The 26,477-nt window shown below is 71.0% G+C and carries 22 protein-coding genes, 2 tRNA genes and 1 pseudogene; 17 read left to right on the top strand and 8 right to left on the bottom strand.

Annotated elements, in window-relative coordinates; all coding sequences use genetic code 11:
• Positions 1-84: 84 nt before the first annotated feature.
• Positions 85-1,329 (bottom strand): SfnB family sulfur acquisition oxidoreductase, encoded by a 1,245-nt coding sequence (locus F9C41_RS04330; protein WP_155385240.1) that lies wholly within the window; start codon positions 1,327-1,329, stop codon positions 85-87.
• Positions 1,330-1,712: 383 nt separating this feature from the next.
• Here F9C41_RS04330 and F9C41_RS04325 point away from each other — a divergent pair, with 383 nt between their 5' ends.
• The 13 genes from F9C41_RS04325 to F9C41_RS04265 all read left to right on the top strand — a co-directional run bounded on the left by F9C41_RS04325 (position 1,713) and on the right by F9C41_RS04265 (position 17,345).
• Entirely contained in the window at positions 1,713-3,386 is a 1,674-nt protein-coding gene (locus F9C41_RS04325; RefSeq protein WP_155385239.1) for an ABC transporter substrate-binding protein, read from the top strand.
• Positions 3,387-3,388: 2 nt separating this feature from the next.
• Complete coding sequence (locus F9C41_RS04320; RefSeq protein WP_155385238.1) at positions 3,389-4,321, top strand: ABC transporter permease; 933 nt, start codon at positions 3,389-3,391, stop codon at positions 4,319-4,321.
• Positions 4,318-5,184, top strand: coding sequence for an ABC transporter permease (locus tag F9C41_RS04315; RefSeq protein ID WP_155385237.1), 867 nt, complete (start codon positions 4,318-4,320; stop codon positions 5,182-5,184). Before F9C41_RS04320 ends, F9C41_RS04315 begins: the two co-directional genes overlap by 4 nt.
• Positions 5,181-6,881 (top strand): dipeptide ABC transporter ATP-binding protein, encoded by a 1,701-nt coding sequence (locus F9C41_RS04310; protein WP_155385236.1) that lies wholly within the window; start codon positions 5,181-5,183, stop codon positions 6,879-6,881. Before F9C41_RS04315 ends, F9C41_RS04310 begins: the two co-directional genes overlap by 4 nt.
• Positions 6,874-8,277: an LLM class flavin-dependent oxidoreductase gene (locus F9C41_RS04305; protein WP_155385235.1), complete on the top strand. Its 1,404-nt coding sequence runs from the start codon at positions 6,874-6,876 to the stop codon at positions 8,275-8,277. The genes F9C41_RS04310 and F9C41_RS04305 overlap by 8 nt, the downstream gene beginning before the upstream one ends.
• Positions 8,278-8,288: 11 nt before the next feature.
• Complete coding sequence (gene ssuE / locus F9C41_RS04300) at positions 8,289-8,840, top strand: NADPH-dependent FMN reductase (protein WP_155385234.1); 552 nt, start codon at positions 8,289-8,291, stop codon at positions 8,838-8,840.
• A gap of 1 nt (position 8,841) precedes the next feature.
• Entirely contained in the window at positions 8,842-10,050 is a 1,209-nt protein-coding gene (locus F9C41_RS04295; protein WP_230689283.1) for an acyl-CoA dehydrogenase family protein, read from the top strand.
• A gap of 136 nt (positions 10,051-10,186) precedes the next feature.
• Complete coding sequence (locus tag F9C41_RS04290) at positions 10,187-11,536, top strand: LLM class flavin-dependent oxidoreductase (protein WP_155385233.1); 1,350 nt, start codon at positions 10,187-10,189, stop codon at positions 11,534-11,536.
• 15 nt (positions 11,537-11,551) lie between these two features.
• A complete protein-coding gene (locus tag F9C41_RS04285; RefSeq protein WP_155385232.1) occupies positions 11,552-12,601 on the top strand; it encodes an aldo/keto reductase in 1,050 nt (349 codons plus the stop codon).
• Positions 12,602-12,690: 89 nt separating this feature from the next.
• Complete coding sequence (locus F9C41_RS04280; protein ID WP_155385231.1) at positions 12,691-14,487, top strand: ABC transporter ATP-binding protein; 1,797 nt, start codon at positions 12,691-12,693, stop codon at positions 14,485-14,487.
• A 100-nt stretch (positions 14,488-14,587) separates the two neighbouring features.
• On the top strand, positions 14,588-16,537 hold the full coding sequence (locus F9C41_RS04275; protein ID WP_155385230.1) for an ABC transporter ATP-binding protein: 1,950 nt from the start codon (positions 14,588-14,590) through the stop codon (positions 16,535-16,537).
• A 132-nt stretch (positions 16,538-16,669) separates the two neighbouring features.
• Complete coding sequence (locus F9C41_RS04270) at positions 16,670-17,212, top strand: flavin reductase family protein (RefSeq protein WP_155385229.1); 543 nt, start codon at positions 16,670-16,672, stop codon at positions 17,210-17,212.
• 60 nt (positions 17,213-17,272) lie between these two features.
• Positions 17,273-17,345, top strand: a tRNA-Cys gene (locus F9C41_RS04265).
• Between the two features lie 62 nt (positions 17,346-17,407).
• Here the strand turns inward: F9C41_RS04265 and F9C41_RS04260 are convergent.
• Positions 17,408-17,668: a hypothetical protein gene (locus F9C41_RS04260; RefSeq protein ID WP_155385228.1), complete on the bottom strand. Its 261-nt coding sequence runs from the start codon at positions 17,666-17,668 to the stop codon at positions 17,408-17,410.
• Between the two features lie 167 nt (positions 17,669-17,835).
• Here F9C41_RS04260 and F9C41_RS04255 point away from each other — a divergent pair, with 167 nt between their 5' ends.
• Positions 17,836-18,255 (top strand): cupin domain-containing protein, encoded by a 420-nt coding sequence (locus F9C41_RS04255; protein WP_155385227.1) that lies wholly within the window; start codon positions 17,836-17,838, stop codon positions 18,253-18,255.
• A gap of 29 nt (positions 18,256-18,284) precedes the next feature.
• Here the strand turns inward: F9C41_RS04255 and coaD are convergent, their stop codons facing one another.
• Complete coding sequence (gene coaD, locus F9C41_RS04250) at positions 18,285-18,722, bottom strand: pantetheine-phosphate adenylyltransferase (RefSeq protein WP_155385226.1); 438 nt, start codon at positions 18,720-18,722, stop codon at positions 18,285-18,287.
• Positions 18,723-19,004: 282 nt separating this feature from the next.
• Between coaD and F9C41_RS04245 the strand changes: the two are divergent.
• From F9C41_RS04245 to F9C41_RS04235, 3 genes and pseudogenes are all read left to right on the top strand, one after another.
• A pseudogene (locus F9C41_RS04245) lies at positions 19,005-19,487 on the top strand (transposase); the annotation flags it as partial.
• Between the two features lie 246 nt (positions 19,488-19,733).
• Positions 19,734-20,204: a hypothetical protein gene (locus F9C41_RS04240; protein WP_155385224.1), complete on the top strand. Its 471-nt coding sequence runs from the start codon at positions 19,734-19,736 to the stop codon at positions 20,202-20,204.
• 127 nt (positions 20,205-20,331) lie between these two features.
• Entirely contained in the window at positions 20,332-20,628 is a 297-nt protein-coding gene (locus F9C41_RS04235; RefSeq protein WP_155385223.1) for a hypothetical protein, read from the top strand.
• Between the two features lie 1,183 nt (positions 20,629-21,811).
• On the opposite strand, the gene F9C41_RS04230 is transcribed toward F9C41_RS04235, so the two are convergent.
• The 5 genes from F9C41_RS04230 to F9C41_RS04210 all read right to left on the bottom strand — a co-directional run bounded on the left by F9C41_RS04230 (position 21,812) and on the right by F9C41_RS04210 (position 26,450).
• Positions 21,812-21,880, bottom strand: a tRNA-Val gene (locus F9C41_RS04230).
• A 71-nt stretch (positions 21,881-21,951) separates the two neighbouring features.
• The gene (locus tag F9C41_RS04225; protein WP_155385222.1) at positions 21,952-22,671 is read right to left on the bottom strand and encodes an ABC transporter ATP-binding protein; all 720 of its coding nucleotides are present in this window, start codon (positions 22,669-22,671) and stop codon (positions 21,952-21,954) included.
• Positions 22,644-23,498, bottom strand: a complete 855-nt coding sequence (locus F9C41_RS04220; RefSeq protein ID WP_155385221.1) for an ABC transporter permease — start codon at positions 23,496-23,498, stop codon at positions 22,644-22,646. Before F9C41_RS04220 ends, F9C41_RS04225 begins: the two co-directional genes overlap by 28 nt.
• Positions 23,495-24,460, bottom strand: a complete 966-nt coding sequence (locus F9C41_RS04215) for an aliphatic sulfonate ABC transporter substrate-binding protein (protein WP_155385220.1) — start codon at positions 24,458-24,460, stop codon at positions 23,495-23,497. The genes F9C41_RS04220 and F9C41_RS04215 overlap by 4 nt, the downstream gene beginning before the upstream one ends.
• A gap of 232 nt (positions 24,461-24,692) precedes the next feature.
• Positions 24,693-26,450, bottom strand: a complete 1,758-nt coding sequence (locus tag F9C41_RS04210; protein ID WP_155385219.1) for a DEAD/DEAH box helicase — start codon at positions 26,448-26,450, stop codon at positions 24,693-24,695.
• Positions 26,451-26,477 lie beyond the last annotated feature (27 nt).

Raw genomic sequence — 26,477 nt, 5'->3', positions numbered from 1 at the left:
TCGGGTTGGTCGCGGTCCGGGGCCGTGACGCTGTTGTCGCCGAACTCGCGGCGTCGCGGCCCCGGACCGACGTTGGTGGGCGGGTCAGAGCAGGCCGTGGCGTGGTGGGGCGGTGCCGGTGAGGGCGGCCCGGCCGAGGTGCTGGATCTTCCAGCGGACGGGGTCGTGCAGGGTGTGCGTGCGGGCGTTGCGCCAGTGCCGGTGCAGGTTGTAGTCGTCGAGGCTGGAGCGGGTGCCGCTGACCTCGAACAGGGCGCTGCTGATCTCGTTGGCGGCGCGGTCGGCGTACGCCTTCGCGGCGGCGACGGCCAGCGACGCGGTGGCGGCGGTGTCGTCGGTCAGGTCGACGGCGGCGCGGTCGATCTCGGCGGCGGCATGGGCCAGCAGCGCGCGGGCGGCCCGCAGTTGCAGGTCCAGCTCACCGAAGCGCTGCACGAGCAGCGGGTCCTCGGCGGCGGTCTCGACACCGGCCTCGAACCATGGTCGGGTCCTGGTACGCACGAACTCGGCGGCGTCGGCCAGCGCGCCCTCGGCGATGCCGACGTCGATCGCGGCGTGCACGATCTGCGCGAACGCGCCGTAGAGCTGCGGGCCGGTGAAGGTCAGGTGGTGTGGCACGACCCTGTCGGCGGGGATCGCGACGCCGTCGAGGTGCACGGTGCCGCTGGCGGTGGTGCGCTGGCCCATGCCGTTCCAGTCGTCGACGACGCTGACGCCGGGGGAGTCGGCGGGGGTGTACGCGACGTGCAGCTTCTCGTCATCGGCGCGGGCCAGCACGGCCAGCCAGTCGGCGAACAGCGCGCCGGTGGTGTAGAACTTCGTGCCGTCGAGCCGGTAGCCGTCGCCGGCGGGGGTGAGCCGGGTGCGGTAGTCCATCAGGTGCCTGGTGCCGGTCTCGGACTGGGCGTTGCCGATCCGCTTTCCGGCGAGCACCTCGGCGAAGAAGAACTTGCGCTGCTCCGCGGCGCCGTTGTGGCGCAGCACGTTGACGTAGACGAAGTGGCTGTGCGGGATCTGGGCGATGTTCGGGTCGGCGGCGGCCAGCAGCCGGAACACCTCGGTGACGGTGGCCGTGCTCGCGTCGGCGCCGCCGTGTTCGGCGGGCACCGTGATGGCCAGCAGCCCGCTCGCGCTCAGCCGGTCGAGCTCGGCGCGGGGCAGGCGGCGGCCGGCGTCGCGGGCGGCCGCGTCGGCGGCGAACTCGGCGGCGAGCGCCGCCGCGACCCGCAGCGCCTCGGCGTCGTCGGCGATGACGTGCGCGTGGGCGATGTCGGGAGTGGACGGGGCATCGAGCGGTGCCGAAACGAGGTCCGGTGTGGAGCTGACCATGAACGGATGCTGGCACGCGCAGGTGGGCCAGCACAATCCATCGAGCAGATAATTCATATTAATTCTATGGGATATACCGGAGAACTGTGTGATCCAGGTCACAAAAGCCTGGACGATCTTGCCTGCGCGCTCCTACCGTCCCTAGCCATGAAGCGAAGCCTGCGCCTGACCCAACGGCGCCATGTGGACTTCCAACGGGTGTGCAGCAGCGGCTGTTGACGCCGCGCACCGGCCTGCCTCAGGCCTGACCTTCTCGCGGCTTCGCGCCGGACGGCATCGCAGCCGTGGCCCGCGCCGCTCCTCGACTCCGATCTCCGAGCCGCCCCCGACGACACGAGGGCGGCCGTCTCGGCACACCCCTACCCCTTGCGAAGGGCTTCACCGTGCGTTTCCTCCTGTCCACCCGCCTGCTCGCCGCGACCGTCGCGATCGGCGCCCTGGCCGCCTGCGGCTCCAGCGGCGGCACCACCCCGGCCAGTGCCGACGCGTCGTCGCGTACCGCCGGGGACGTGCTCAACGGCAAGGGCTCCCCGGTCGCCGGGGGCATCCTGAACCTGTCGATGTCGGCCGACCCGCTGTGCCTCGACCCGCACGCCATCTCCTCCGACGTGGAGCAGATCTTCGGGCGCATCCTGACCGACAACCTCGTCTACCTCGACACCGACGGCAACCCGGGTCCATGGCTGGCGGAGAAATGGGAGATCTCCGCAGACGGCAAGGTCTACACCTTCCACCTGCGCCAGGGCGTCACGTTCAGCGACGGGGCGGTGTTCGACGCGGCCGCCGTGGTCGCGAACTTCGAGCACATGCTCGACCCGGACACCCGCTCCCCGCTGGCCGGGCCGTACATCGCGCCCTACGAGAGCAGCCGCATCGTCGACCCGTACACGCTGGAGGTGACGCTCAAGCAGCCGTACACGCCGTTCCTGGACGTGCTGGCGCAGGGCTGGCTGGGCCTGCTGTCGCCCAAGGCGATCAAGGAGAGCACCCCGGCGCAGCTGTGCGAGAAGCCGGTGGGCTCCGGCCCGTTCGTGCTGACCGGGTACACCAAGACGCAGGGCGCGACGTTCGCCAAGCGGGCGGGCTACGACTGGGGGCCGCCGCAGCTCGGCTACTCCGGCGCGGCGCACCTGGACGGGATCAACGTGTCCTGGGTCGGGCAGGACGCCGTGCGGTTCAACTCGCTGGTCAGCAACCAGTACCAGGCCACCGGGTACGTGCCGGCGCAGAACGCGGCGGCGGTGAAGACGGACCCGAACCTGGTGTACTCCAACGTCAACCGGATCGGGCTGCCGTACACCATCGAGTTCAACACCTCCCGCGCCCCATTCGACGACCTCGCGATCCGGCAGGCGTTCGTCTCCGCGGTCGACCGGGAGGCGCTGGTCAAGACCGTCGGGTTCGGTGAGCGGCAGCTCGCGACCAGCTTCGTCGACCGGGTCACCAAGTACTACGACCCCGAGGTGAAACTGCGCGGGCACGACCTGAAGCAGGCCAACGAGCTGCTGGACAAGGCCGGCTGGACGGGTCGGGACGCCGAGGGCTACCGCACCAAGGACGGCAAGACCCTGCTGGTGCAGTGGCCGGTGGCTCAGACCGCGACCATCAGCCCGATCTTCGACCTGGTCCAGGCGCAGGTGAAGGCCGTCGGCATCAAGGTCAACGTCGAGCTGCTGCCCAGCGCGCAGCTGACCACCCGGCGCTACAACGGCGACTACGACCTGTCCGCGGGCGTCTGGCACACCAACACCCCGGACGTGCTCTACATCAAGTACGCCACGTTCAGCATCCCCAACGAGAAGCGGCTGGGCCAGAACACCTCCCGGATCAGCGACGCCCAGCTCGACGGCTGGCTGGAGGAGGCCCGCCGCACCGGCGACAAGGCCAAGCTGGCCGAGCTGTACGGCAAGTCCCAGCAGCGCCTGGCCGAGCTCGTGCCCGGCTTCCCCGTCTACGACAACTCCGTGCTGTGGGCGTTCAGCGCCAAGCTGCACGACGTCGTCGTCGACACCTCCCACGGCACGCCGTACTTCGCCTACTCCTGGCTGGAGAAGTAGACATGCGCCAGCTGAAACGCATCGCCACCCGGTTCGCCGCCGGTCTCGGGGTGCTGTGGGGCGCGGCGACGCTGTCGTTCGTCGCGCTGCACGTCACCGCCGGCGACGCGGCCCTGGCGACGGTGGCCGGGGACGGGGCCAACCCGACCCAGGCCGTGCTCGACCGGGTCCGCGCCGACTACGGCCTCGACCAGCCCCTGTGGCAGCAGTATCTCGGCTATCTGGGCCGGCTGCTGCAAGGGGACCTGGGCGAGAGCTACCAGCAGCGCGTACCCGTGGCGTCGGCGATCGGGGAGCAACTGGGCGAGACGGTTCAGCTGGCGCTGTCAGCCGCGCTGGTCGCGGTCGTCCTGGCGGTGGGGACCGCGGTCCTCACCGCCAGGAGGCGGCCGTGGATCCGCTCCGCGGCCTCGGGCACCGAACTGGTGCTCACCTCGTTCCCGACGTTCGTGCTGGGCCTGGTGCTGCTCATCGTGTTCTCGTTCCAGGCCGGCTGGTTCCCGGTGTCGGGCAACGACGGGGTGTCCGCGCTGGTCCTGCCGACGTTCACGCTCGCGCTGCCGATCGCGGCGACGCTGTCGCAGGTGCTGCGTACCGAGCTGGAGGAGGTCCTCGAACAGCCGTTCATCCTCACCGCCCGCAGCCGCGGAATGCGCGACGCGGCGGTGCGGCTGCGGCACGCCCTGCGGCACGCGCTCATCCAGATCGTGACCATGTCCGGGTTCGTCATCGGCGGCCTGCTCGGCGGCGCGGTCATCACCGAGACGCTGTTCGTGCGCCGCGGCGTCGGGCAGCTCATGCTCACCGCCACCACCACCAAGGACATCCCGCTGGTGCTCGGCGTGGTGCTGTTCGCGGCCGCGGTGTACGTGGTCGTCAACCTCGTCGTCGACATCGTCTACGGCCTCATCGACCCGAGAGTGGTGACCGCATGACCGCCATCACCGTCCCCGCCGTCCTGCCCGAGCGGCGTGGCCATGCCGCGAGCCGGCGGCGCGCCTTCCGGCCCGGTGTCGCGCTGGGGCTGGCCTTCCTCGGCCTGCTCGCCGTCGCCGCCGTCGCGCCGGGCCTGCTCACCTCCCACGATCCACTGGAGATCAGCACCGCGGGCGCGTTCGTCCCGCCGGGTGCCGAGCACCTGCTCGGCACCGACCAGTCTGGCCGGGACACCCTGGCCCGGATGGTCTACGGGGCGCGCTCGTCGCTGGTGATGGGCCTGGGCGCGACCGGGATCGCGGTCGCCCTCGGCTCCGCGATCGGCCTGCTCGCGGGCCTGGCCAACCGGTACGTCGAAGGCGCGGTGATGCGGCTGATCGACGTGGCCCTGTCCATCCCGGACCTGCTGCTGGCGCTGGTCGTCATCACGCTGTTGGGCACCGGCACGGTCAACGCGCTGTTCGCGGTCGCGTTCGCCAGCGTGCCGTACTACGCCCGGATGATCCGCGCGCAGACGCACGTGGTCCGCGACGCGACCTACGTCGAGGCGGCCACCGCGCTGGGGCTGCGCCGGTCGGCGGTGATCCGCCGGCACGTCCTGCCCAACGCGTTCAAGCCGCTGGTCGTGCTGGCCACGATCGGCGTCGGCAACGCCATCGGCGCGGGCGCGTCGCTCAGCTTCCTCGGCCTGGGCACCAAGCCGCCCGCGCCGGAGTGGGGCAACATGCTCTCGCTGGGCATCCAGTACATCTCCAACGACCCGTTCATGGTCATCGTGCCCGGCCTGGCGATCACCCTGACCGTGCTGTCGGTCACCGTCGTCGGCCGCGACCTGCGCCGCCGCACGGAGGGCCGGTCATGAGCGCCCGCAGCACCGCGCCGGGGCACATCGGCGCATCGGCCGTACCGGCCGCGGAAACGACGGCCGCGCCGCTGGTGAACGTCGACGACCTGCGGGTGTCGTTCGGCAGGCACGGCGTGGACGTCGTCGACGGGGTCTCGTTCACGATCGCGCCGGGGGAGTGCCTGGCGCTGGTCGGCGAGTCCGGGTCGGGCAAGAGCGTCACGGCCCGCACCCTGGTCGGGCTCACCGGGTACGGCGCCCGGGTGCGTGCCGCGACGCTGGAGTTCGACGGCCGGGACGTCTCCCGCAACACCGAACGCCACTGGCGCGGCATCCGCGGCGCACAGGTCGGCTTCGTGCTGCAGGACGCGCTCAGCTCGCTCGACGCGCTGCGCCCGGTCGGCCGGGAGATCGCCGAACCGCTCGCCCTGCACACCACGCTGGCCAAAGCGGCCCGCGGTGAGAAGGTGATCGAGCTGCTGCGGGCCGTCGGGGTCCCCGAGCCGGAACTGCGCGCGCAGCAGTATCCGCACCAGCTCTCCGGCGGCCTGCGGCAGCGGGCGCTGATCGCCTCCGCGATCGCCTGTGAACCGCGGCTGGTCATCGCCGACGAGCCCACCACCGCCCTGGACGCCACCGTACAGGCGCAGATCCTGGAACTGCTCGGCGAACTCAAGCGCGGCGACGCGGGCATGCTCGTGGTCAGCCATGACCTGTCCGTGGTCGCGCGGCTGGCCGACCGGGTCGCGGTGATGCGCGCCGGGCGCATCGTCGAGCAGGGCCCGACCCGGCAGGTGCTGGAGGATCCGCGCGACCGATACACGAAGGCGCTGCTGGCGGCAGTGCCCGCCACGCACGCCAAGGGCACCCGGCTGTCGTCCGCGCCCGCCGCCGTCATCCGGGCCACCCCACGCGAGTTCGACCGCACCACCCCGATCGTCGCCGCCGAAGGACTGGTCAAGGCGTACGCCGGACCGGACAAGGTCAACCGGACCGTGGTCCGTGAAGTGTCCTTCGCGGTGCACCCGGGGGAGACGCTCGGCATCGTCGGGGAGTCCGGATCGGGCAAGACGACGACCGCCCGGCTGATCCTGGGCCTGGAACGGGCCGACGGCGGGCACGTCAGCGTGCGCGGCCGCCGCTGGGACAGCCTCACCCCGGCGGACAAGCGCGCCGAGCGCCGCCGGCTGCAGATCGTCTACCAGGACCCGCTCAGCTCGTTCGACCCCCGCTATACCGTCGAGCGGGTGCTCGGCGAGGCGATCGGCGTCACCGGCCTGCGGGCCGGGCAGCGCCGCGACCGCGCCGTCGAGCTGCTCGAACAGGTCAGCCTCGGCGCGGAGCACCTCAAGCGGCGGCCGCTGGAGCTTTCCGGCGGCCAGCGGCAGCGGGTGGCGATCGCCCGCGCGCTGGCCCCGGAGCCGGAGCTGATCGTCTGCGACGAGCCGGTGTCGGCGCTGGACGTCTCGGTCCAGGCGCAGATCCTGGACCTGCTCGCCGACCTGCAGGAACGGCTCGGCATCGCGTACCTGTTCATCTCGCACGACCTGGGCGTGATCCACCACGTCAGCGACCGGGTGCTGGTGATGAAGGACGGCGAGGTCGTCGAGTCCGGCGACGTACGCCAGATCTTCACCGCGCCCGCGCACGAGTACACCCGCACGCTGCTGTCGGCCGTGCTCACCCCCGCAACCCAGGGAGGCCCGCGTGCCTAAGCAGATCCACGTCAACCTGTTCGAGATGAACTGCGTCGGGCACATCTCCCACGGCCTGTGGGTGCACCCCGACAACAACCGGCACCGCTTCAACGACCTCGAGTTCTGGACCGAGCTGGCCCAGCTGCTGGAGTACGGGACCTTCGACGCGGTGTTCCTGGCCGACGTCATCGGCGCGTACGACGGATTCCGGGGCGGGCCGCAGACCGCGCTGCGCGAGGCCGTGCAGATCCCGAACAACGATCCGCTGCTGCTCATCCCGGCCATGGCGGCGGTGACCCGCAACCTGGGCTTCGCCGCCACGTTCTCCACCACCTACGAGCCGCCGTTCGCGTTCGCGCGGCGCATGTCCACGCTGGACCACCTGACCAAGGGCCGGGTGGCGTGGAACGTGGTCACCTCCTACCTGCCCAACGCGGCCCGCAACTTCGGCCTGGCCGACGAGGTCGAGCACGACCAGCGATACGCCATCGCCGACGAGTACCTCGACGTGCTCTACAAGCTGTGGGAAGGGTCCTGGGACGACGACGCGGTGATCCGCGACCGCGACAACCGGGTCTACACCGACCCGGCGAAGGTCCGCTACATCAACCACGTCGGCGAGCACTACCGGGTCGCCGGGCCGCACCTGAGCGAGCCGTCCCGGCAGCGTACGCCGGTGATCTACCAGGCCGGGGCGTCGGACGCGGGCCGCGGCTTCGCGGCCAGGCACGCCGAGGCGGTGTTCGTCGGCGGGTTCTCCCTCGACGACGTGCGCGCGAACATCGAGGACACCAAGGACCGGGCGGTCGCGTACGGCCGCGGTCGCGACGACATCAAGTTCCTCGCGGGCGCGGCGGTCATCGTCGGCCGCACCGACGCCGAGGTGGACCGCAAGGTCGCCGAGTTCCGGCGCCTGCGCAGCGTGGAAGGCCACCTCGCGCACGCCGGAGCCGGGCTGGACTGGACCCGCTACCGCCCCGACGAGCGCGTCGCCGACATCATCGCCCGGCAGGACCCCGGCCACCAGCGCCTGGGCAGCCGGTTCCGGCCCGAGCAGACCGTCGGCGAAGTGCTCGAGCGGATCGGCGGGTTCGACCGCGGGCCGTTCTTCGTCGCGGGCACGCCCAAGGTCGTCGCCGACGAGCTGGAGCGCTGGGTCGACCACGGCGGCATCGACGGGATCAACCTGCGCCAGTTCCTGACCCCCGGCACCGCCGCGGACTTCATCGAGCTGATCGTCCCGGAGCTGCGGCGACGCGGCCGCTACCGGGCGTCCTACGACGACGGCGAGACCCTGCGCGAGCGGCTGTTCGGGGCCGGGCGGCCCCGGCTGCCCGACGTGCACCCCGGGGCCCGCTACCGCGATCCCGCCGCGCTCGCGGCGGCCACGCCCGAACCCGTGCCCGTCGGCTGAGGAGGAACCCCATGCCCTCGATCCTCGCGATCTCCGGATCGCCGTCACCCACCTCGAAGACCGCGCGCGTGCTGCGGCACGTCGCCGACAACCTGCCCGGGTCCGGCTCATACGAGGTGCGCCACCTCGCGGTCCGGGACCTGCCCGCCGAGGCGCTGCTCGGCGCGGACGTGCACCACCCGGCGATTCTGTCCGTCGGCGCGGCGATCGCGGCCGCCGACGGCGTCATCGTCGCGACGCCCGTGTACAAGGCCGCCTACAGCGGCGTCCTGAAGTCGCTGCTCGACCTGCTGCCGCAGTACGCGCTGGCCGGCAAGGTGGTGCTGCCGCTGGCCACCGGCGGCACCCCGGCCCACGTGCTGGCCATCGACTACGCGCTGCGGCCGGTGCTGTCCAGCATGGGTGCGACGCACATCGTGGCCGGGTGCTTCATCCACGACAAGACCATCGTCGACACCGACGGCGGCGGCATCCTGCTCGACGCCACCGGGCAGGCGTTCCTGGACGCCGTCGTCACCGGTTTCACCGACGCCCTCGTCGCGCGCTCCCTGCAGGCGGCCTAGCGTGCCGACCACAGAACCGGACCTCGTCGAACCGACGACCGCGGCTTTGACCGCACGGGTGCTGCATGAGCGGGCCGCGCCGGTGCTCGCGCAGATCCGGGCCGGTGCGGCCGACCGCGAACGGCTGCGCGAGCTGCCGTACGACCAGGTCCGGGCGGTGGCGAAGGAGCAGCTGTTCGCCTTCCGGATCCCCGAGGCGTACGGCGGCGCGGGTGCGAGCGTGCGCGACACCATCCGCTTCGTCGTCGACCTGGCCGCGGCCGACTCCAACGTCGCCCAGGCGCTGCGGCCCGACTTCTCGTTCGTGGAAGGGCTGGTCGCGCAGGGCTCCGACGCCGAGCGCAAGACCTGGTTCTGCCGCCTGATGGCAGGCCAGGTCGTCGGTAACGCGGGCTGGGAGATCGGCGGCGCGAACGGGGCGATCAGCGCCCGGATCACCCGCGAGGGTGCGCACTACCGGGCCACGGGCAGCAAGTACTACAGCACCGGATCCCTGTTCGCGGACTGGGTCAGCGCCACCGCGCTGGACGACGACGGGCAGCCCGTCTCGTTCATCGTGCCCCGCGACCGCGCCGGGCTGCGGCTGCACGACGACTTCGACGCCATCGGCCAGCGGCTGACCGCCAGCGGCACCACCGACCTCGACGATCTGGTGGTGCACCCGCACGAACTGCGCGACCGGCGCGGCTTCCGCGACCGGCGCTCGCCGGTGACCGCGTTCCTGCAGCTCTACCTCGGCGCGGTGCTGGCCGGCATCGCCCGTGACGCGCTGAGCGACGCGACCGCGTTCGCCCGGGACCGAGCCCGGCCGATCAAGCACAGCACCGCCGCGCGGGCCGTGGACGACCCGTACGTGCGGCTCGCGGTGGGGGAGATCGCCGCGCGGGCGTACGCCGCCGAGGCGGTCGTGCTCGCCGCCGCGCAGGCGATCGACGACGCCTGGGCAGCCGACCTCGCCGAGGACGCGCTGGTCCGGGCCTCGGTCGAGGTCGCCCAGGCGCAGTACGTCGCCGCCGACGCCGCCTTGCGGGCCGGGGAACTCGTGTTCGACGTAGGTGGCGGCTCGGCTGTCGCCCGGGAGCACAACCTCGACCGGCACTGGCGCAACGCCCGCACGGTCGCCAACCACAACCCGCGCCTGTGGAAGGCCGCAGCGGCGGGCGCCTACCACCTCACCGGTGAGCAGCCCCCGCTGAGCGGGCTGTTCTGACCGCCGCCCGCCGGTGACGGTCGCAGGCGATGCGACCGAGGCCCTCGCCCGTCCGCGGGCGAGCGACGGAGCCGACGCGGCGTCGTCCGATTCCGTGCCCACCAGGGCTACCTCATTCAGCAGCAAGGAGCACGCCATGGGCACGAAGCCACGGCAGATGAGCATCGGCATGAACATCCTCGGGCTGGGCGGGCACAGCTCGGCCTGGCGTCACGGCGAGGTCGACCCGCTGTCCTACCTCGACATCGGCTACTACCAGCACATCGCCCGGATCTCCGAACGCGGCGCCCTCGACGCGATCTTCCTCGCCGACGGGCCCGCCCTGGCCGGAGACCCCGGCGGCGGCCCGAGCGGGCGGCTGGAACCGACCCTCGTGCTGACCGCGATCGCGCTGGCCACCGAGCGGATCGGAGTCATCGCCACCGCGTCGACCAGCTACAACGACCCGTACAACCTGGCCCGGCGGCTGGCCTCGCTGGACCACCTGTCCGGCGGGCGGGCCGCCTGGAACATCGTCACCACCGCCGGCGACGCCGCGGCCCGCAACTTCGGGCTCACCGGCGCGCCCGTGCACGACGACCGCTACGGCCGCGCCGAGGAGTTCGTCGACATCGCCGTCAAGCTCTGGGACAGCTGGGAGGACGACGCGATCATCGCGGACCGGGCCCGCGGCGTGTTCGCCGACCGGACCAAGGTGCACACCATCGACCACGAAGGCCCCCACTTCGCGGTACGCGGACCGCTGAACATCCCCCGCTCGCCGCAGGGCCGCCCGGTGCTCGTGCAGGCCGGGTCCTCCGAACACGGCAAGGCCCTGGCCGCCCGCCGCGCCGACGCGGTGTTCACGGCGCAGACCACCCTCGAAGACGGGCAGGCCTTCTACGCGGAGATGAAGGCCCGTGCCGCGGGCAGCGGGCGCGACCCAGACTCGATTAAGATCATGCCAGGGCTGTCGACGGTCATCGGCAGCACCGAGGCCGAGGCGCTGGCCCGCCAGGCCGAACTCGACGAGATCCAGGGCCTCGACGCGCAGCTCGGCCAGGTCGCGCAGCGGCTGCAGCTGGACCGCAAGCACCTCAAGCTCGACGAAGAGCTGCCGTGGCACCTCATCGGCGACGCCGGCCGGATCGAGAACGGCTCGCGGGGCTTCTTCGACGCCCAGATCAACCTGGCGCGCCGGGAGCGGCTCACGGTCCGCCAGCTGGCCGGGCGCATCCGATCCGGACACCGCCTGGTCGCCGGATCGCCGGAGCAGATCGCCGACACCCTCGAGGAGTGGTTCCTCGGCGGCGCCGCCGACGGCTTCAACATCATGCCGGACATGTTCCCGTCCGGCGCGGAGGTCTTCGTCGACCACGTCGTGCCGGAACTGCGCCGCCGCGGCCTGTTCCGGACCGAGTACACCGGCACCACCCTGCGCGACCACCTGGGCCTGACCCGCCCGGCCAGCCAGTACGCCACCGCGGCCGAGCCTGCCGCGGTCTGACGAGAAGAGCAGCACATGACGCAGTACCGGCCCTTCGGTCGCACCGGTGTGAAGGTCAGCCCGCTGACCCTGGGCGCGATGAACTTCGGCGCGCGCGCCAACCCCGACCACGAGGACGGCATCCGGATCATCCACCGGGCGCTGGACGCGGGCATCAACGTCGTCGACACCGCCGACACCTACTCGCAGGGCGAGTCGGAGATCGTCGTCGGCAAGGCGCTGGCGGGCGGCCGTCGCGACGACGTGTTCCTGGCCAGCAAGGTGCACCACCGGATGGGCGACGACGTCAACCACTTCGGCAACTCCCGGCGCTGGATCGTCCGGGAGGTGGAGCACAGCCTGCGCCGCCTGCAGACCGACCACATCGACCTGTACCAGGTGCACCGGCCGGAGACCGACACCGACTTCGACGAGACCCTGGGCGCGCTGACCGACCTGGTGCGGCAGGGCAAGATCCGCTACATCGGCACCTCGTGCTTCCCGCCGTCGGCGATCGTGGAGGGCCAGTGGATCGCGCAGCGCCGCGGGCGGGAGCGGGTCGTGAGCGAGCAGCCGCCGTACTCGATCCTCAACCGCGGCATCGAGCGTGAGGTGCTGCCGGTGGCGCAGCAGCACGGCCTGGCGGTCATCCCGTGGAGCCCGCTCGCGGGCGGCTGGCTGTCCGGCCGCTACCACCGCGACCTGACCGAGCCGATCTCGCTGCGTGCCGCCCGCCAGCCGGGCCGCTTCGACCCGGCACTGCCCGCCAACCAGGTGAAGCTGGCGGCGGTGGAGCAGCTGACCGAACTCGCCGCCGAGGCGGGGTTGTCGCTGATCCACCTGGCGCTCGCGTTCGTGCTGGAGCACCCGGCGGTCACCTCGGCGATCATCGGCCCGCGCACCCTGGAGCACCTGGAGTCGCAGCTCGGCGCGGAGAAGCTGACCCTGTCGCAGGACGTGCTGGACCGCATCGACGAGATCGTGCCGCCCGGCACGATCCTCAACCAGGCCGACGCCGGCTACCAGCCGCCCTCGATCACCGACCCGGCACAGCGCCGCCGCCAGGGCGTCACCCCGGCGCGGTAATCCGTCGCGCCGACGACGACCGTCGTGCCATGGTGGGGAGCGGGCCCTCCCGCTCCCCACCATCACCCGCCACCACCCCCTGGAGCGTGATGTCAGCGCCGTCGCCGTATCCGGCCCCGAAGTCGACGATCGATCCCGACCAGAGCCGGTCCTGGCTGCGGCGCGCGCTGCCGATCGTGCTGGCACACCGCGGGCTGCTGCTCACCTCGCTGGGCCTGTCCCTGGTCGGCCTGCTGGTGCAGGTGCAGATCCCCAACGTGATGCGGCTGGGCATCGACCACGCCCTGGTCGCGCGCACCGACAGCCTCACCGGCTACGTATGGTGGCTGGCCGGGCTCGCCGTGGTGTCAGGTCTGGTCAACTATCTGGCCCGGCGCTACCTGCTGCGGACCGCGTACGAGATCGAGTACGACCTGCGCAACATCATGTATGCGCACCTGATCCGCATGCCGTACGGTTTCTACGACCGGGTGCAGACCGGCGAGCTGATGTCGCGGTCCAGTTCGGACATCCGCGCGGTGCAGATGTATCTGGCGTTCGGGCCGTCGATCCTGGTGCAGTGCCTGATCGCGGTGTTCGCGTTCGCGCTGATGGTGTCGATCGACCCGCTGCTGGCGGTGGTCGCGATGGCCACCATGCCGGTGATCGCGCTGCTGGGCGTGTGGATGCGCAAGGCGATCTTCCCGGTGTCCTGGCTGATCCAGTCCCGGCTGGCGCAGGTGGCCACGGTCGTGGACGAGAACATCAACGGCGTGCGCATCGTCAAGGCGTTCGCGGGCGAGCAGCGCCAGGTGACCCTGCTGGCGTCGGCCGCCGACCGGGTGCGCTGGGCGTACCGGCGCGACGCGTACATCCGCAGCCGCTGGTCGCCGACGCTGGAGAATCTGCCGCGGCTGGGTCTGGCGCTGGTGCTGCTGTGCGGCGGCTGGATGGTGATCGAGGGCCGGGCCACGGTCGGCGCGATCGTCGCGTTCAACTCGTACGTGCTGATGCTCCAGCCGCCGTTCCGCATGCTCGGCATGATGATCATGATGGGCCAGCGGGCCGCCGCCTCGGCGCAGCGCATCTACGAGGTGCTCGACACTCGCAGCGAGATCACCGAGCGGGCCGACCCGGTGCGCGCGCGAATCCGCGGCGAGGTCGAGTTCGTGGCAGTCGAGTTCGCATACCCCGACGGCACGGTCGCGCTGCGCAGTCTGGACCTGCGTGTCCCCGCCGGGACCACGGTCGCCGTGGTCGGCCGGACCGGCTCGGGCAAGTCCACGATGGGACGGCTGCTGGCCCGCTACTACGACACCACGGCGGGCAGCGTCCGCGTCGACGGCCGCGACGTGCGCGAGTACGCCCTGGACAGCCTGCGGGACCAGATCGGCATCGTGCCGGACGAGCCGTTCCTGTTCTCGGTGTCCATCCGCGACAACATCGCCTTCGGCCGGCCGGACGCCGACCTTGCCGACGTCGTCGCCGCGGCGCAGGCGGCCGGGGCCGACGGCTTCGTCCGGGCGCTGCCCGAGGGTTACGACACGGTGATCGGCGAGCGCGGGTACACGCTGTCGGGCGGGCAGCGCCAGCGCGTCGCCATCGCCCGCGCGCTGCTGGTCAATCCGCCGGTGCTGGTGCTGGACGACGCGACCAGCGCCGTCGACGTGCATGTGGAGCAGCGTATCCACGCCGCGCTGCGCGACCTGCTCCAGAACCGCACCACGATCATCGTCGCGCACCGGCTCTCCACCATCGCGCTGGCCGACACGGTCGTGCTGGTCGACGACGGGCGCGTGGCCGCCCAGGGCACGCATGAGGAACTGCTGGCCGGGGAGCCGCGCTACCGAGACGTGCTGGCCGCCTTGACGGCCGGGTCGGACGTGGACGAGCAGGTGGCCGCATGACCTGGCGGACACGACGAGCCGAAGCGATGCTGCGGGCTGACCGGTGCCGTGAGGTGGCCGTCGGCAGCGGTGCGGTCGACGAACGAGGGCAGGAGCCGGCATGAGCATGTTCGGGGGCGGGTTCGGCGGGCCGGGCGGGGGGCCGGGCAGCGGCCCGATGGGCGGGCTCAGCGCCGTCGGCGCGGGCCGCGGCGCCCGGCGCACCGGTGACACGCTGCCGTTCGCCGGGGTGCCGGACGAGCTGGCCGCGGGGGTGCGCCGGCTGGAGGAAGCCGAGCCGGACCACGGAGTCCCCGCGGACCGGTTCACCCACCGCCGCGCGGGTGGAGCCGAGTTGAGCCTGCTGTCGCTGCTGACCCGTCGCCGCGGGGTCTTCCTGGCGGCGTGCGTGACGATCCTGGTCGAGACGCTGCTGCTGCAGGCGGGCCCGTTCCTGGTGCAGGTCGGCATCGACCACGGCATCGTCGCGCGCGACCTGCCCGTGCTGCTGTGGTCGGCGGGTGCGTTCACCGCCGCGGTGCTGGCCGGCTGGGCCACCACGACCGCGCGTATGCGCCAGACCGGCTCGCTCGCCGCCGACGCCATGCGCGACCTGCGGGTACGCGTCTTCGCGCACCTGCAGCGGCTGTCCATGGACTACTACACCGAGGAGAAGGCCGGGGTCATCATGACCCGGATGTCGTCGGACATCGAGTCGCTGCAGCAGCTACTGCAGGAGGGCCTGGCCCAGTTCGCGGTGCAGGGGCTGACCATGGTCGTGGTGACCGCGGTGCTGTTCCACTACGACGCCGGGCTCGCCGCGATAACGCTGCTGCTGGTGGTCCCGCTGCTGTTCGCGGCGTCGGTATGGTTCCGGCGGGCCTCCGACGTCGGGTACGCCCGCCAGCGCGACGCCATCGCGGCGATGTTCACCGACCTGGCGGAGAGCCTGCACGGCGTGCGCGTGGTCACCGCGTACCACCGCGCGGACCGCAACATCGCCCAGCACCGCACGGTCGTCGGCCGCTACCGCGACGCGAACGACTTCACCGGCCACATCAGCGCGATCTACGGCCCCGGCACCTCGGTCATCGGCCTGGTGGGCATGGCCGTGCTGCTGTTGATCGGCGGGCGCATGGTGCTGCGCGGCGAGCTGAGCATCGGCGAGCTGACCGCGTTCGTGCTCTACCTCAACGCGTTCTTCGCCCCGATGCAGCAGCTGGTGCAGCTGTACACGAACTACCAGCAGAGCCGGGCCGCGGTGGCCAAGCTGCGTACGCTGCTCGCGCAGGCCCCCACGGTGCCCGAACGCGCCGACCCCGTCGAGCTGCCGCCGGTGGCGGGCGGGATCGTGTTCGAGCGGGTGGTGTTCGGCTACGACCCGGCGCGGCCGGTGCTGCGCGGGGTGGACCTGCGCATCGAGCCGGGGGAGACGATCGCCTGCGTCGGGCCGACCGGGGCGGGCAAGTCGACACTGGCCAAGCTGGTGACGCGGCTGCACGACCCGGACGCGGGCCGGGTCCTGATCGACGGCCACGACCTGCGCGAGGTCAGCCTGGTATCGCTGCGCCGCCAGATCGGGGTGGTGCCGCAGGAGCCGTTCATGTTCGCCGGTTCGATCCGCGACAACGTCGCGTTCGCGCGGCCGGCGGCGAGCGAGGCCGAGATCTGGGCGGCGATCGACGCGGTCGGGCTGCGTGACCTGGTCGAGCGCACCGACGCCGGGCTGGACGCGATGCTGCACGAGCGCGGGCAGTCGGTGTCGTCGGGGCAGCGGCAGCTGCTGGCGTTGGCCCGGGCGTTCCTGGCCCAGCCGCGGGTGGTGGTGCTCGACGAGGCGACCTCGAACCTGGACCTGCGCTCGGAACTGCGCGTGGAGCAGGCCCTGGACCGGCTGCTGGAGGGGCGCACCGCGCTGCTCATCGCGCACCGGCTGTCCACGGCGATGCGGGCCGACCGGATCGTGGTGCTGGACGAGTCGGGCGTCGTCGAGATCGGATCGCACGCCGAGCTGCTGGCCGCCGAGGGCCGTTACGCGGACATGTTCGCGACCTGGTCACGGCATCACTGAGATAAAGTCTATAATTCCCATAGGAGATAGTGACTTTACGGCTTCGCGCTGCTAGCGTCGGGGCATGAGCGCAATGCGATGTCGACGGTGACGCCCCCCGTCACCGTCACCTGCGCCCCGAGAGGCACCCCCATGACGCTCACCGCCCTGCCGCCCACCGCCTCCGCCGACGACCTGCCCGGCCACGCTGTCACCGGCATCGAACTGCACCGCCATCTCGGCCTGCTGCGCCGGCACGCCACCACGGTCACTGTGGTGACCGCGCCGGGTCAGGCCGGCGGCCCGCCCGTCGGGTTCACCGCGACCTCGTTCACCTCGGTGTCGCTGCGGCCGCAACTCGTCTCGTTCTGCCTCGACCGCGACTCGACGAGCTGGCCGGCCGTCGCGCGGGCCCGGCACGTCGCCATCCACCTGCTGGCCGAGGAGCAGCAGGAGGTGGCCCGGATCTTCGCCACCCGCGGCGTCGACCGCTTCGCCGACACGAGCCTGTGGCGGCAGGGGCCATACGGGCTGCCGCTGCTGCACGGGGCGCTCGCCGTGCTGACCTGCGAGGTCGTGCAGCGCATCCCGGCCGGTGACCACGCGATCGTGCTCGGCCGCCCGGTCAGCGCCGAGCACCGCGACGGCGAGCCGCTGCTCTACCACATGGGCGGCTACGCCGGCCTGGCCCGCTGACCGGCACGACCGGCCCCTGTCGCGGGTGGACGCGGCAGGGGCCTAAGCTCGCCCGAGAACGGGGCCGTAGCGCAGAAGTCGTCGCGCCCGCCTGCACAGCGGGAGGACGCCGGTGCAAATCCGGCCGGCCCCACACCTCCGGCGCGCGGACACGCCGCAGTGGAACACCGGCAGCCGGCACGCGTGCGCCGAGGCCTATGCGTGCCACGGCGGCGGCTCGAGCAACCCGGCGGCGATCAGCGCGCGCGACTCGGCGTCGTTGCGGTATCGCAGTGGGACGACCGTCAGCGGGAGCGGCTTGCCGGTGTCGGCCCGCCTCGCCCTGATCGGCCTCACCAGCGGCCGCGGACCAGGCCCACGGCTGATCCACTCCAGCAGCGGCACGTCGAGGTCACCGAACGGATGGCCGATCGTGACGACGACGTCCGCCGGACCGGGTGGACCGTCTGCTTCCATACGGGTCAAGGTAGTGCGAACGTGCCCATGCGCTGTTGCGTACGTCGTTGCGGGTACCTCACCGGGACGACCACCGGCAGGAGCGGGTCACCGGCGTCGGCCCAGCGGTAGGATTCGCATTTGAAACGGTTTGTATAGGTTCCGCCACCGACAGGGGGTCAGCAGGGATGAGCACCCACCACGTTGACCAGGAAGTCTTCAAGTCGGTTCTGCAGGAGGACATCGACTGGCGGCCGTTTCCCGGGTTCCCGCCTGCGGCCCGCCTCGCCGTCATGGTGGGCGACCCGTCGGAGCCCGAGCCCTATGTGGTACGGGTCAACCTGCCCGCCGGCGAGAGGCTGATGCCGCACCGACACCACGAGGACCGCGTCTACACGGTCATCTCCGGTGTCTTCTACATCGGCCGCGGCGACGAGTTCGACGAGAGCAAGCTGGAGGCGTACCCGCCCGGGGCCGTCATCGTGCTGCCCGGCGGAACCTCCCACTTCCACTGGGCGAAATCCGGCCAGTACGTGACGCAGGTGACCGCGATCGGTCCGATCTCCTTGGAGTACGTCGACCCTCGAAACGATCCGCGGAAGACCTGAGAGGCCCGGGCACAGGGCGAGGTGAGTGCTCAGGTTCGCAGAGCCCGTACCGCGGTGGACGACACCGTTGCCAGCTCCGGCCGGGTGGGCACGAGCATCGTCGTCACCCCCAGCGCGTCGTTCGTCGCTGCGAGGTCGCACTCGTGCTGGCAATCGGTGGCGTTTCTGACGTCACGGACGATCACACTGGATCCATGGTGTCGGCAGTACTCCACGGTCAACCCATGCCAGGTGGCCACCGAGACGTTCTGCCAGCCTGCCGGACTCAGGCGCTCGATCTCAGCCGCCCGCGCCGCAGTCGTCTGGGACGGTCGTTTGTCGTTGTTGACGGCGACCACGACCGTGACGTGATCGAACATGTGGCGTGCCCGGTCGACGATGTCGAAGTGACCCGGTGTGAAGGGATCGAAGGTCCCGGGATAGACCGCTCGGGTCGAGCCGAGACGGCCATCAGACACATGAGGCATCGCGCCAGCGTAGGCCCCACCGACCGGGACGACAGGCAGGGGGCCGACCATGATCGATCGGCGGCGGACAGTTCATGCCGCGACGCCCGACCTCAGCGCGCCGAAAGCGGTCGTCCGGCGCAGTACGGCGCTCCACCTTGACCAGCCGCTTGCCGACGGCGAGCTGGGAGGAACGCACTGGCATACAAGACGGACAAGGTCGCCGATGCCGCCCTGGCAGCCGCCGACCAGCAGCACATCGCCCTACCCGCGCAAGACACCGCCGCCACGCTGGCCGGGCTGCTGGCCGCTCACCTGCTCCAGTTGCGCATCAGAATGAGGAACACCGACAAGGCCATAGCCGCCGCGTTCGACACCCACCCGCAGGCTGAGATCATCCGCAGCCTGCCCGGCATCGGCACCCACGTCGGCGCGGAGTTCGCTGTCGCGGTCGGTGACCTGTCGGCCTTCGCCAGCCCCGACCACCTCGCCGCCTACGCGGGACTCGCCCCGGTCCCACACGACTCCGGCAAGCGCACCGGCAACCACCGCCGGCCGCAGCGCTACAACCGCCGACTGCGGCACGTGTTCTACATGGCAGCGCTCACCAGCATCAAGCCCGACGGCCCCAGCCGGACCTACTACCAGCGCAAACGCGCCGAGGGCCGCAAGCACCAACAGGCGCTGATCGCCCTGGCCCGCCGACGCGTCAACGTGCTGTGGGCGCTGCTGCGCGACAACCGGACCTACCAACCCCACCCGCCAGCAGCAGCCCAGAGCGGCTGAGCCCAACACCGCGGGGGCTCCGCCCCGCACCCCGACCCTCCTCAGAGAGCACGCGCGGGCTCTCCTCGACTGCGCACCACAAGGGCGACCCGAGAACCCCGGTCGGGTCAAGGCCAAGCCGCTACGCGGTCGCCTTCGGCGAGCCTTGACCCGACCGAGAACCTCGGGACGGGCTGAAGCCTGCCCAGCCGAGGAGAGCACAGCCAGCGGCCGCCACGACCACACCACCGCGGGCACAATCACGAGGTGAGAATCGGAGTCGAGAACCACCGGAACCTGATCGCCGAAGTCCGCAAGCGGCCCGGTATGTGGCTCATACGACCGGACTTCGCGAGTGTCGTCGCGTTCGTGACCGGGTGCGACGAGGCGAATGCAAGCCTGCTCACCGGATTCCGCGAATGGCTCGTCACCCAGGTCGGTTCCGGCGACAACCACGTCTGGTGGTCCCTCGTCGCCCACCTGACCGAGCCAGCCGGCCCGAAGAACTTTCACCAGATGGAGCCTGCCCTCGACACTCGCGCCGTCGAAACGCTGTTCGACCTTCTGGACGAGTTCCTCGAGTTGCGCCAAGAACGCGATGGTCTACGACGCATCTACGCCGCCTACGAGCGATGGCACCAACAGTCTGATCAACCCGACTGCGGCGCCACCGCTGAACCATCCCACCCGAACGTCGCATGGCCACGAGCATCGAGCCGAACCAACTCAGCGTCTTGACATGACATTGAGACTCTTACGGTGGGGAGCTCCGTCTTGACCACGGCCGGAGATCATGACCACGGGGTGCGGGCCGACGGCAGACGGGGAGCTAGGCGAAACGCCTTGTAAATGGCAATCTCCAGTCATGGAGTTCCCGACCCGCGCCGACTATCCGGTGATCAACGCCGAGGCGCTGTTGCAGAATCCAGCATTTTGGCCGCTGTACCTGCACTGGGCACACGACATGTCCAACCTCATGTCCCGACTCGATGTCGACGGCGGCGACATGGACGTACTGGCGGAGCAGCTGAACGCCCCCGAACAGTGGCCGGTCTTCAGGGTTCCAACGGACGACGGAAACAAGCTAGTGATCATCTACCGCAACTTTGAAGACGATGCCGGTATCGACTTCGAGCGCCAACACACGCCGGTGGTGCGATAGCGCAGCTTGCCGCCATCGAGGGCGACTGGCCAGCCCGGGTGCTCGAATGGGACGAGCTACTTGAGTTCGCAACAAACATCCCAAGTGAGCCTGGTGTCATCGAACCAGTCGAACGCTTCCTGCTACTTCTGCCAATCCTGGCCGACGCTCCTGCTGATGCGGCCCAGCAGGTACGTCGCCTGTTTCGCCCGAGAAGCGCGGCCACCGCTTCACTCATCGAGATCGCTAGCGTGATCATGGAGCAGCCATGGTGACACCGCCGTTCACGCGTTCCCCGCATGTTCCCCAGGACGGCCGTATACGGCTGGCCTCAGCTGGACACAGTCGGACTCAAGGCGAAACGCGGCCCCGACCGTTCTTGTCGGTCAGAGCCGCGTTCTTGCTGCTGGTGGCGGGTAGAGGATTCGAACCTCTGTAGCTTTCGTGACGGATTTACAGCCCGGCACCGTTCCTTCGAGTAGCGAGAACCACTCTTCGGCCGATCTCCGTTGCCCCTCTGCCTCGTCCGATCTACAGTTCCAGCGACCCGCCCTAGGCGCGCCTACCCGGTAAGGGCGCGTCCGCTGTTGGAGAGGGAGGCTGCCCGTTCGAGCCGGGCCGGGACCGTAAGCTTCCAAGGCTTGACTGCACTTCAAGCACGGCGCTTCAACCTGGACCTCCCGGTACGGCAGCGACGTACAGCAACGCCGTTGCCCGCACCCGGCGGTGCACGACCGTCGTCAGGGCTGCGGACCTCGTCACTGGACCCTACTGACCTTGCCGCCGGTAATCCGTAGGTTCAGGGTCACGGGGTCGGCTTGCTTTCTGGTCATTTCTCGTTGTCGGTAGGTTGATGGTCGACTTCAGGCCGTCTCCAGGCCGTGGAGCATGGCTCCAGGCCGTCTCCAGGCCGTCAAACGGCGACCGACAACGACCGGCATCGGCTGACAACGCGAAGCGGAACAGCAGCCCAGAGGGCACGCCGACGGCGTGACCATGAGGACGACGGACGAGTTGGCCTGTACGCCGGATACTGGGCGGCCGACCAGACGCACCCAGGCTAGGGGCCGATCTTGCGTGCGATATCCGTGCGATAAGCGTCGGCAAACTATGGTTCGCAGCGGACAACGGCGGTGAAAGACCGCCCGGTCCGAAGATCCCATGAAACACAGCAGGGGCAGGCGAAATGCCTGCACCTGGACTGTGGGCGTGGCAGGGTTCAAACCTGCGACCCTCCGCTTGTAAGGCGGATGCGTTTCCCGAGAGGTGCGCGGGTGCGATCCGGGCCGCCTCGGCTCCGTGCGCCGGGTGGCACCCTGCTCATTGCCACCGGGGACGAATGGTTCACGCCGCCACGCCCAGCCTGTCCAGCAGGCGCCGCCGCAGCGCGCCGAAGCCAGGGTCGTCCGGTGTACGTGGATGTGTCAGCGGCACGGGGGCGTCCTCGACGAGTCGGCCGCCCTCCAGGACCAGGGTGCGGTCGGCAAGCAGTAGCGCCTCGTCCACGTCGTGCGTGACCAGCAGCGCCGCGAAGCCGTGTTGTGCGCGCAACCGGATGAACAACTGCTGCATCCGCAGCCGGGTCAGCGCGTCCAGCGCCCCGAACGGCTCGTCGAGCAGCAGCAGTTCCGGCTCGCGTACCAGCGCACGGGCGACCGCGACCCGCTGCGCCTGCCCGCCGGACAGCTCCGCGGGCCACGCTGAGTCGCGATCCGGCAGGCCGACCTCTGCCAGCGCCGCCCGCGCCCGTGCGCGTACGTCCGGTCCGGTCAGCCCGAGCGCGACGTTGTCGATGACGCGCTTCCACGGCAGCAGCCGGTGCTCCTGGAACACCACGGCCTGGTGGGGCGGCCGGTGCACGGTTCCGGCGGCGTCCGGGTCGAGCCCGGCGAGGATGCGCAGGAGTGTGCTCTTGCCTGAGCCGCTGCCGCCGAGCAGCGCGACCACCTCTCCGGGCGCGATGGTCAGGTCGACGCCGTCGAGCACGACGGCCGCGCCGAACGAGCGGCGTACGCCGCCGGCGGTCAGCACCGAACTCAGGTCGCCTTCAGTCCGCGTCGCCACGACAGCGTCCTCCTCTCAGCGATGCGCAGCAGCAGATCCGACAGCAGGCCCAGCAGCGCGTACACCAGCAGCCCGAGCAGCACCACGTCGGTCTGGGCGAACTCGCGTGCCTCCATCATCAGGAAGCCGATGCCGGTCTGGGCGTTGACCTGCTCGCCGACGACGAGGCTGAGCCAGGCCGCGCCGATGGCCAGCCGCAGCCCGAGGAACAGCGAGGGCAGTGCGCCGGGCAGCACCACGTGCCACAGCCGGGCGAGCTGGCCGAGACCGCAGGTGCGGGCCGCCTCGACGAGCCGTTCGTCGATGTCGCGGATACCGGCGTAGGTGTTGAAGTAGATCGGGAAGAAGCTGCCCAGCGCGACCAGCGTGATCTTCAGCTCCTCGCCGATGCCGACCCAGATGATCAGCAGCGGGACCAGGCCCAGGTGCGGCAGCATGCGGGCCATCTGCACGGGCGGGTCGACCAGGTCGTCGCCGATGCGCAGCAGGCCCGCGACCGCGCCCAGCAGCAGTGCCAGCCCGCCGCCGACGGCCAGGCCGATCGCCGCGCGTTGCAGCGATTCGAGCAGGTGCACGACGAGGGTGCCGTCGGCGGCCAGCCGCCAGCCGGTGCGCAGCACCTCGCTGGGCGCGGGCAGCTTCTCCGGCGGCAGCAGACCGGTCCGCGCGGCAGCCTCCCAGGCGGCCAGGAGCACGACCGGGCTGACCAGGCGCAGCACGCGCCGACCGCGGCACGGCCGGGCGGACCTGCCCGGTGCCGGGGTCACCGCGTCGACGGAGGGGGCGCGGACGGCGGCCGGAGCCGCCGTCCGCGGTGCTGCTGTCATCGCAGCGACTCGTTGAAGCGGCCGTCGATGCGGGACTTGATGTCGATCTTCTCGGGGATCAGCTGGAGCGCGGCGAAACCATCGGCGATGGCCTGCAACTCGTCGCCGATCTCCGAGGTGATCGGGGCGAGGGGCTGGGCGCTGCGCGAGAGCGCGCGGGTGGTGACGTCCAGCGGGATCTTGAGCTCGGGCGCGAGCACCGCAGCGCGCTCGGCGGGGTTGGCGATGCCCCAGTCGGTCACCGTCCGGTACTGCTTCAGGAACTCGCCGAGCTGGTCGGTCTTCTGTTCCAGCGCGGTCGGGTCGACGAGCAGGTATTCGCGGTTGCTGGCCAGGCCGGTGGCGTCCTCCAGCACGACCACGCCCGGCTGCTCGGCCAGGGCGAAGTAGGGATCCCAGATGATCCAGGCGTCGACCTGGTCGCCGTCGAAGGCAGGGCGCGCCTCGGCGGGCTTGAGGTACTTCACGTCGATATCAGTGATCTTGAGGTTGTGCTTCTCCAGGAGCTTCACCAGCAGCCAGTTGACGTTGGAGCCCTTGTTCAGCGCCACCTTCTTGCCCTTGAGGTCGGCGAAGGACTTGAACCCCTTGGCCTGCTTGACGAGCACGGCCTCGCCTTTGGGCACCGGCGCGGAGGTGCCGATGATCTTGAAGTCGATCTTCCCGGCGGCGGCGAAGATCGGCGGCGCCTCGCCGGTCTGTCCGATGTCGATCGCCTTGCCCTTGAGGCCCTCGGTGAGCGCGGGGCCGCTCTCGAACAGCGACCAGGTGGCCTTGGGATCGGCGGCGTTGCGCGCCTTGACCAAACTGAGCCCGCCGAAGCGCTGGTAGCCGATGCGCAGCGGCTGCCCGGCGGCGGCCGGTTCTTCGCCGCCGCAGGCCGACAGGAGGGTCGCGGACAGGGGTGCCGCCGCCAGCGCGGCCAGTAGCGTACGGCGGGAAAGTCCAGGCTGGGCCTGCATGAGGAATCTCCTGAGGGGTCGGAGCGAAGTCTCGTCACCGATGACGGGGGAGCGTGCCCGGTCGTGCGGTATGCCGTGGCAGCCCGCTCGCGGTGGAGAAAGGCTATCAACCCCATAGGATTTATGGGAATAGCGTCTGACCTGGAATGCGGCCATAGATCCATGCTCACACAGGTAGAGGGCCGTTCCTGCCCGCGAGCAGGAACGGCCCTCTACCTGATGTCAGTGGCGCTTACCAGCGCTGGCGGCGCGGGGCCGCCTCGCGGTCACGGTCGCGGTCGCGGCGGGCGCTGACCCGCTTGCCCTTGATGGTCGCGGTCCGCAGCGCCTCGATCACGTCGTCGGCGGCCTCAGCAGGAACCTCGACCAGCGAGAACCGGTCGGCGATCTCGATCGCGCCGATGTCGCGCCCGGGCAGACCCGCCTCGCCGGCGATCGCGCCGACCAGGTCCTGTGGGCGGATGCCGTTGCGTCGGCCGAGTCCGATGAAGAGCTTGACCGCGCCTGCCGCGGGGCCGCGCGAACCGCCTCGGGCACGCCCGTCACCCTGGCCGGGCCGCTCGCGCCGCTCGACGGGCTCGGCGATGTCGGGGATGACCTCGTCGTCGGGGGCGTTGCCCATCGCCTCGTGCGCGACCTTCACCGCAGCGAGGGCGACCTCGACGATGTCGTACTCGTCGGCCAGGCTCTCCACGACGACCCGGAACCGGTCGAGTTCGTCCTCGAGCAGGCTCTCGTGGATCGCGGCCCGGGTCATCTCCAGCCGGCGGGCGTGCAGGTCGGCGACGCTGGGGATCTTCTCCATGGTGATGCGCTGCCGGGTGACCCGCTCGATCGCCTTGAGCATGCGGTGCTCACGCGGCTCGGCCAGCGTCACCGCGACGCCTTCGCGGCCGGCCCGGCCGACGCGGCCGATCCGGTGCACGTACGCCTCGGGGGCGGACGGCACGTCGTAGTTGATCACGTGGGTGAGCTGCTCGATGTCCAGGCCGCGGGCGGCCACGTCGGTGGCGACCAGCAGGTCGGCCGTGCCGGCGCGCAGCCGTCCCATCACCCGGTCGCGCTGCTCCTGGCTCATGCCGCCGTGCAGCGCCTCCGCCCGGTAGCCGCGGCCGTTCATGGTCTCGGTGAGCTGGTCGACCTCTTCGCGGGTGCGGCAGAAGACGATCGCGGCCGTCGGCGCCTCCACGTCGAGGACGCGGCCGAGCGCGGCCGGCTTGTGCGCGCGGGCCACCACGTATGCGCTCTGGCGGACCTTGGGCGACTCGCCCGGAGCCTGCGTGGCGCGACCCATCTGGATCCGTGCCGCGTCGCGCAGGTAGCGCTTGACCAGGCCCTCCACCCGCGACGGCATGGTCGCCGAGAACAGCACGGTCTGCCGGCTGTCCGGGGTCTCCTGCAGGATCGCCTCGATGTCTTCGGCGAAGCCCATGTCGAGCATCTCGTCGGCCTCGTCGAGCACGACGGTGCGCAGGCTGGCCAGCTGCAGCGTGCCGCGGCCGATGTGGTCCAGCGCGCGGCCGGGCGTGGCCACCACGACGTCGACGCCGCGCCGCAGCGTCTGCAGCTGGCGGCCGATGGGCTGCCCGCCGTAGATCGGCAGCACGCGCACACCGAGGTCGCGGCCGTAGCGATGGACCGCCTCGGAGACCTGCACGGCCAGCTCGCGGGTGGGCACGAGGATCAGTGCGGTCGGGTCGACGCTGGTGCGGCCGTCGGCACTGTCGGCCCAGTGCTGCAGCACCGGCAGGGCGAACGCGGCGGTCTTGCCGGTGCCGGTGGCGGCCTGCCCGAGCAGGTCCCGGCCTGCCAGCAGCGGGCCGATGGCCTCGCGCTGGATCGGCGTCGGCTCCTCGTAGCCCAGCGCCGAGAGCGCCTTCGTCAACTCCGGCCGCAGGCCGAGGTCGGCGAAGGTGACGGTCTCTTCGGACGTGGCCGCTGAGGGCTCCTGGCTCAATGTTCCGCCTTCTGCTCGACAATTCCGGGTCATCAGTACGCTACCCGGGCAGAACTGCCA

Source organism: Catellatospora paridis, from assembly GCF_009720365.1.
GTDB classification, from domain to species: Bacteria; Actinomycetota; Actinomycetes; order Mycobacteriales; family Micromonosporaceae; genus Catellatospora; species Catellatospora paridis.
The sequence above is the reverse complement of the archived record's forward strand: the minus strand, read 5'-3'. Positions and strand labels throughout refer to the sequence as shown.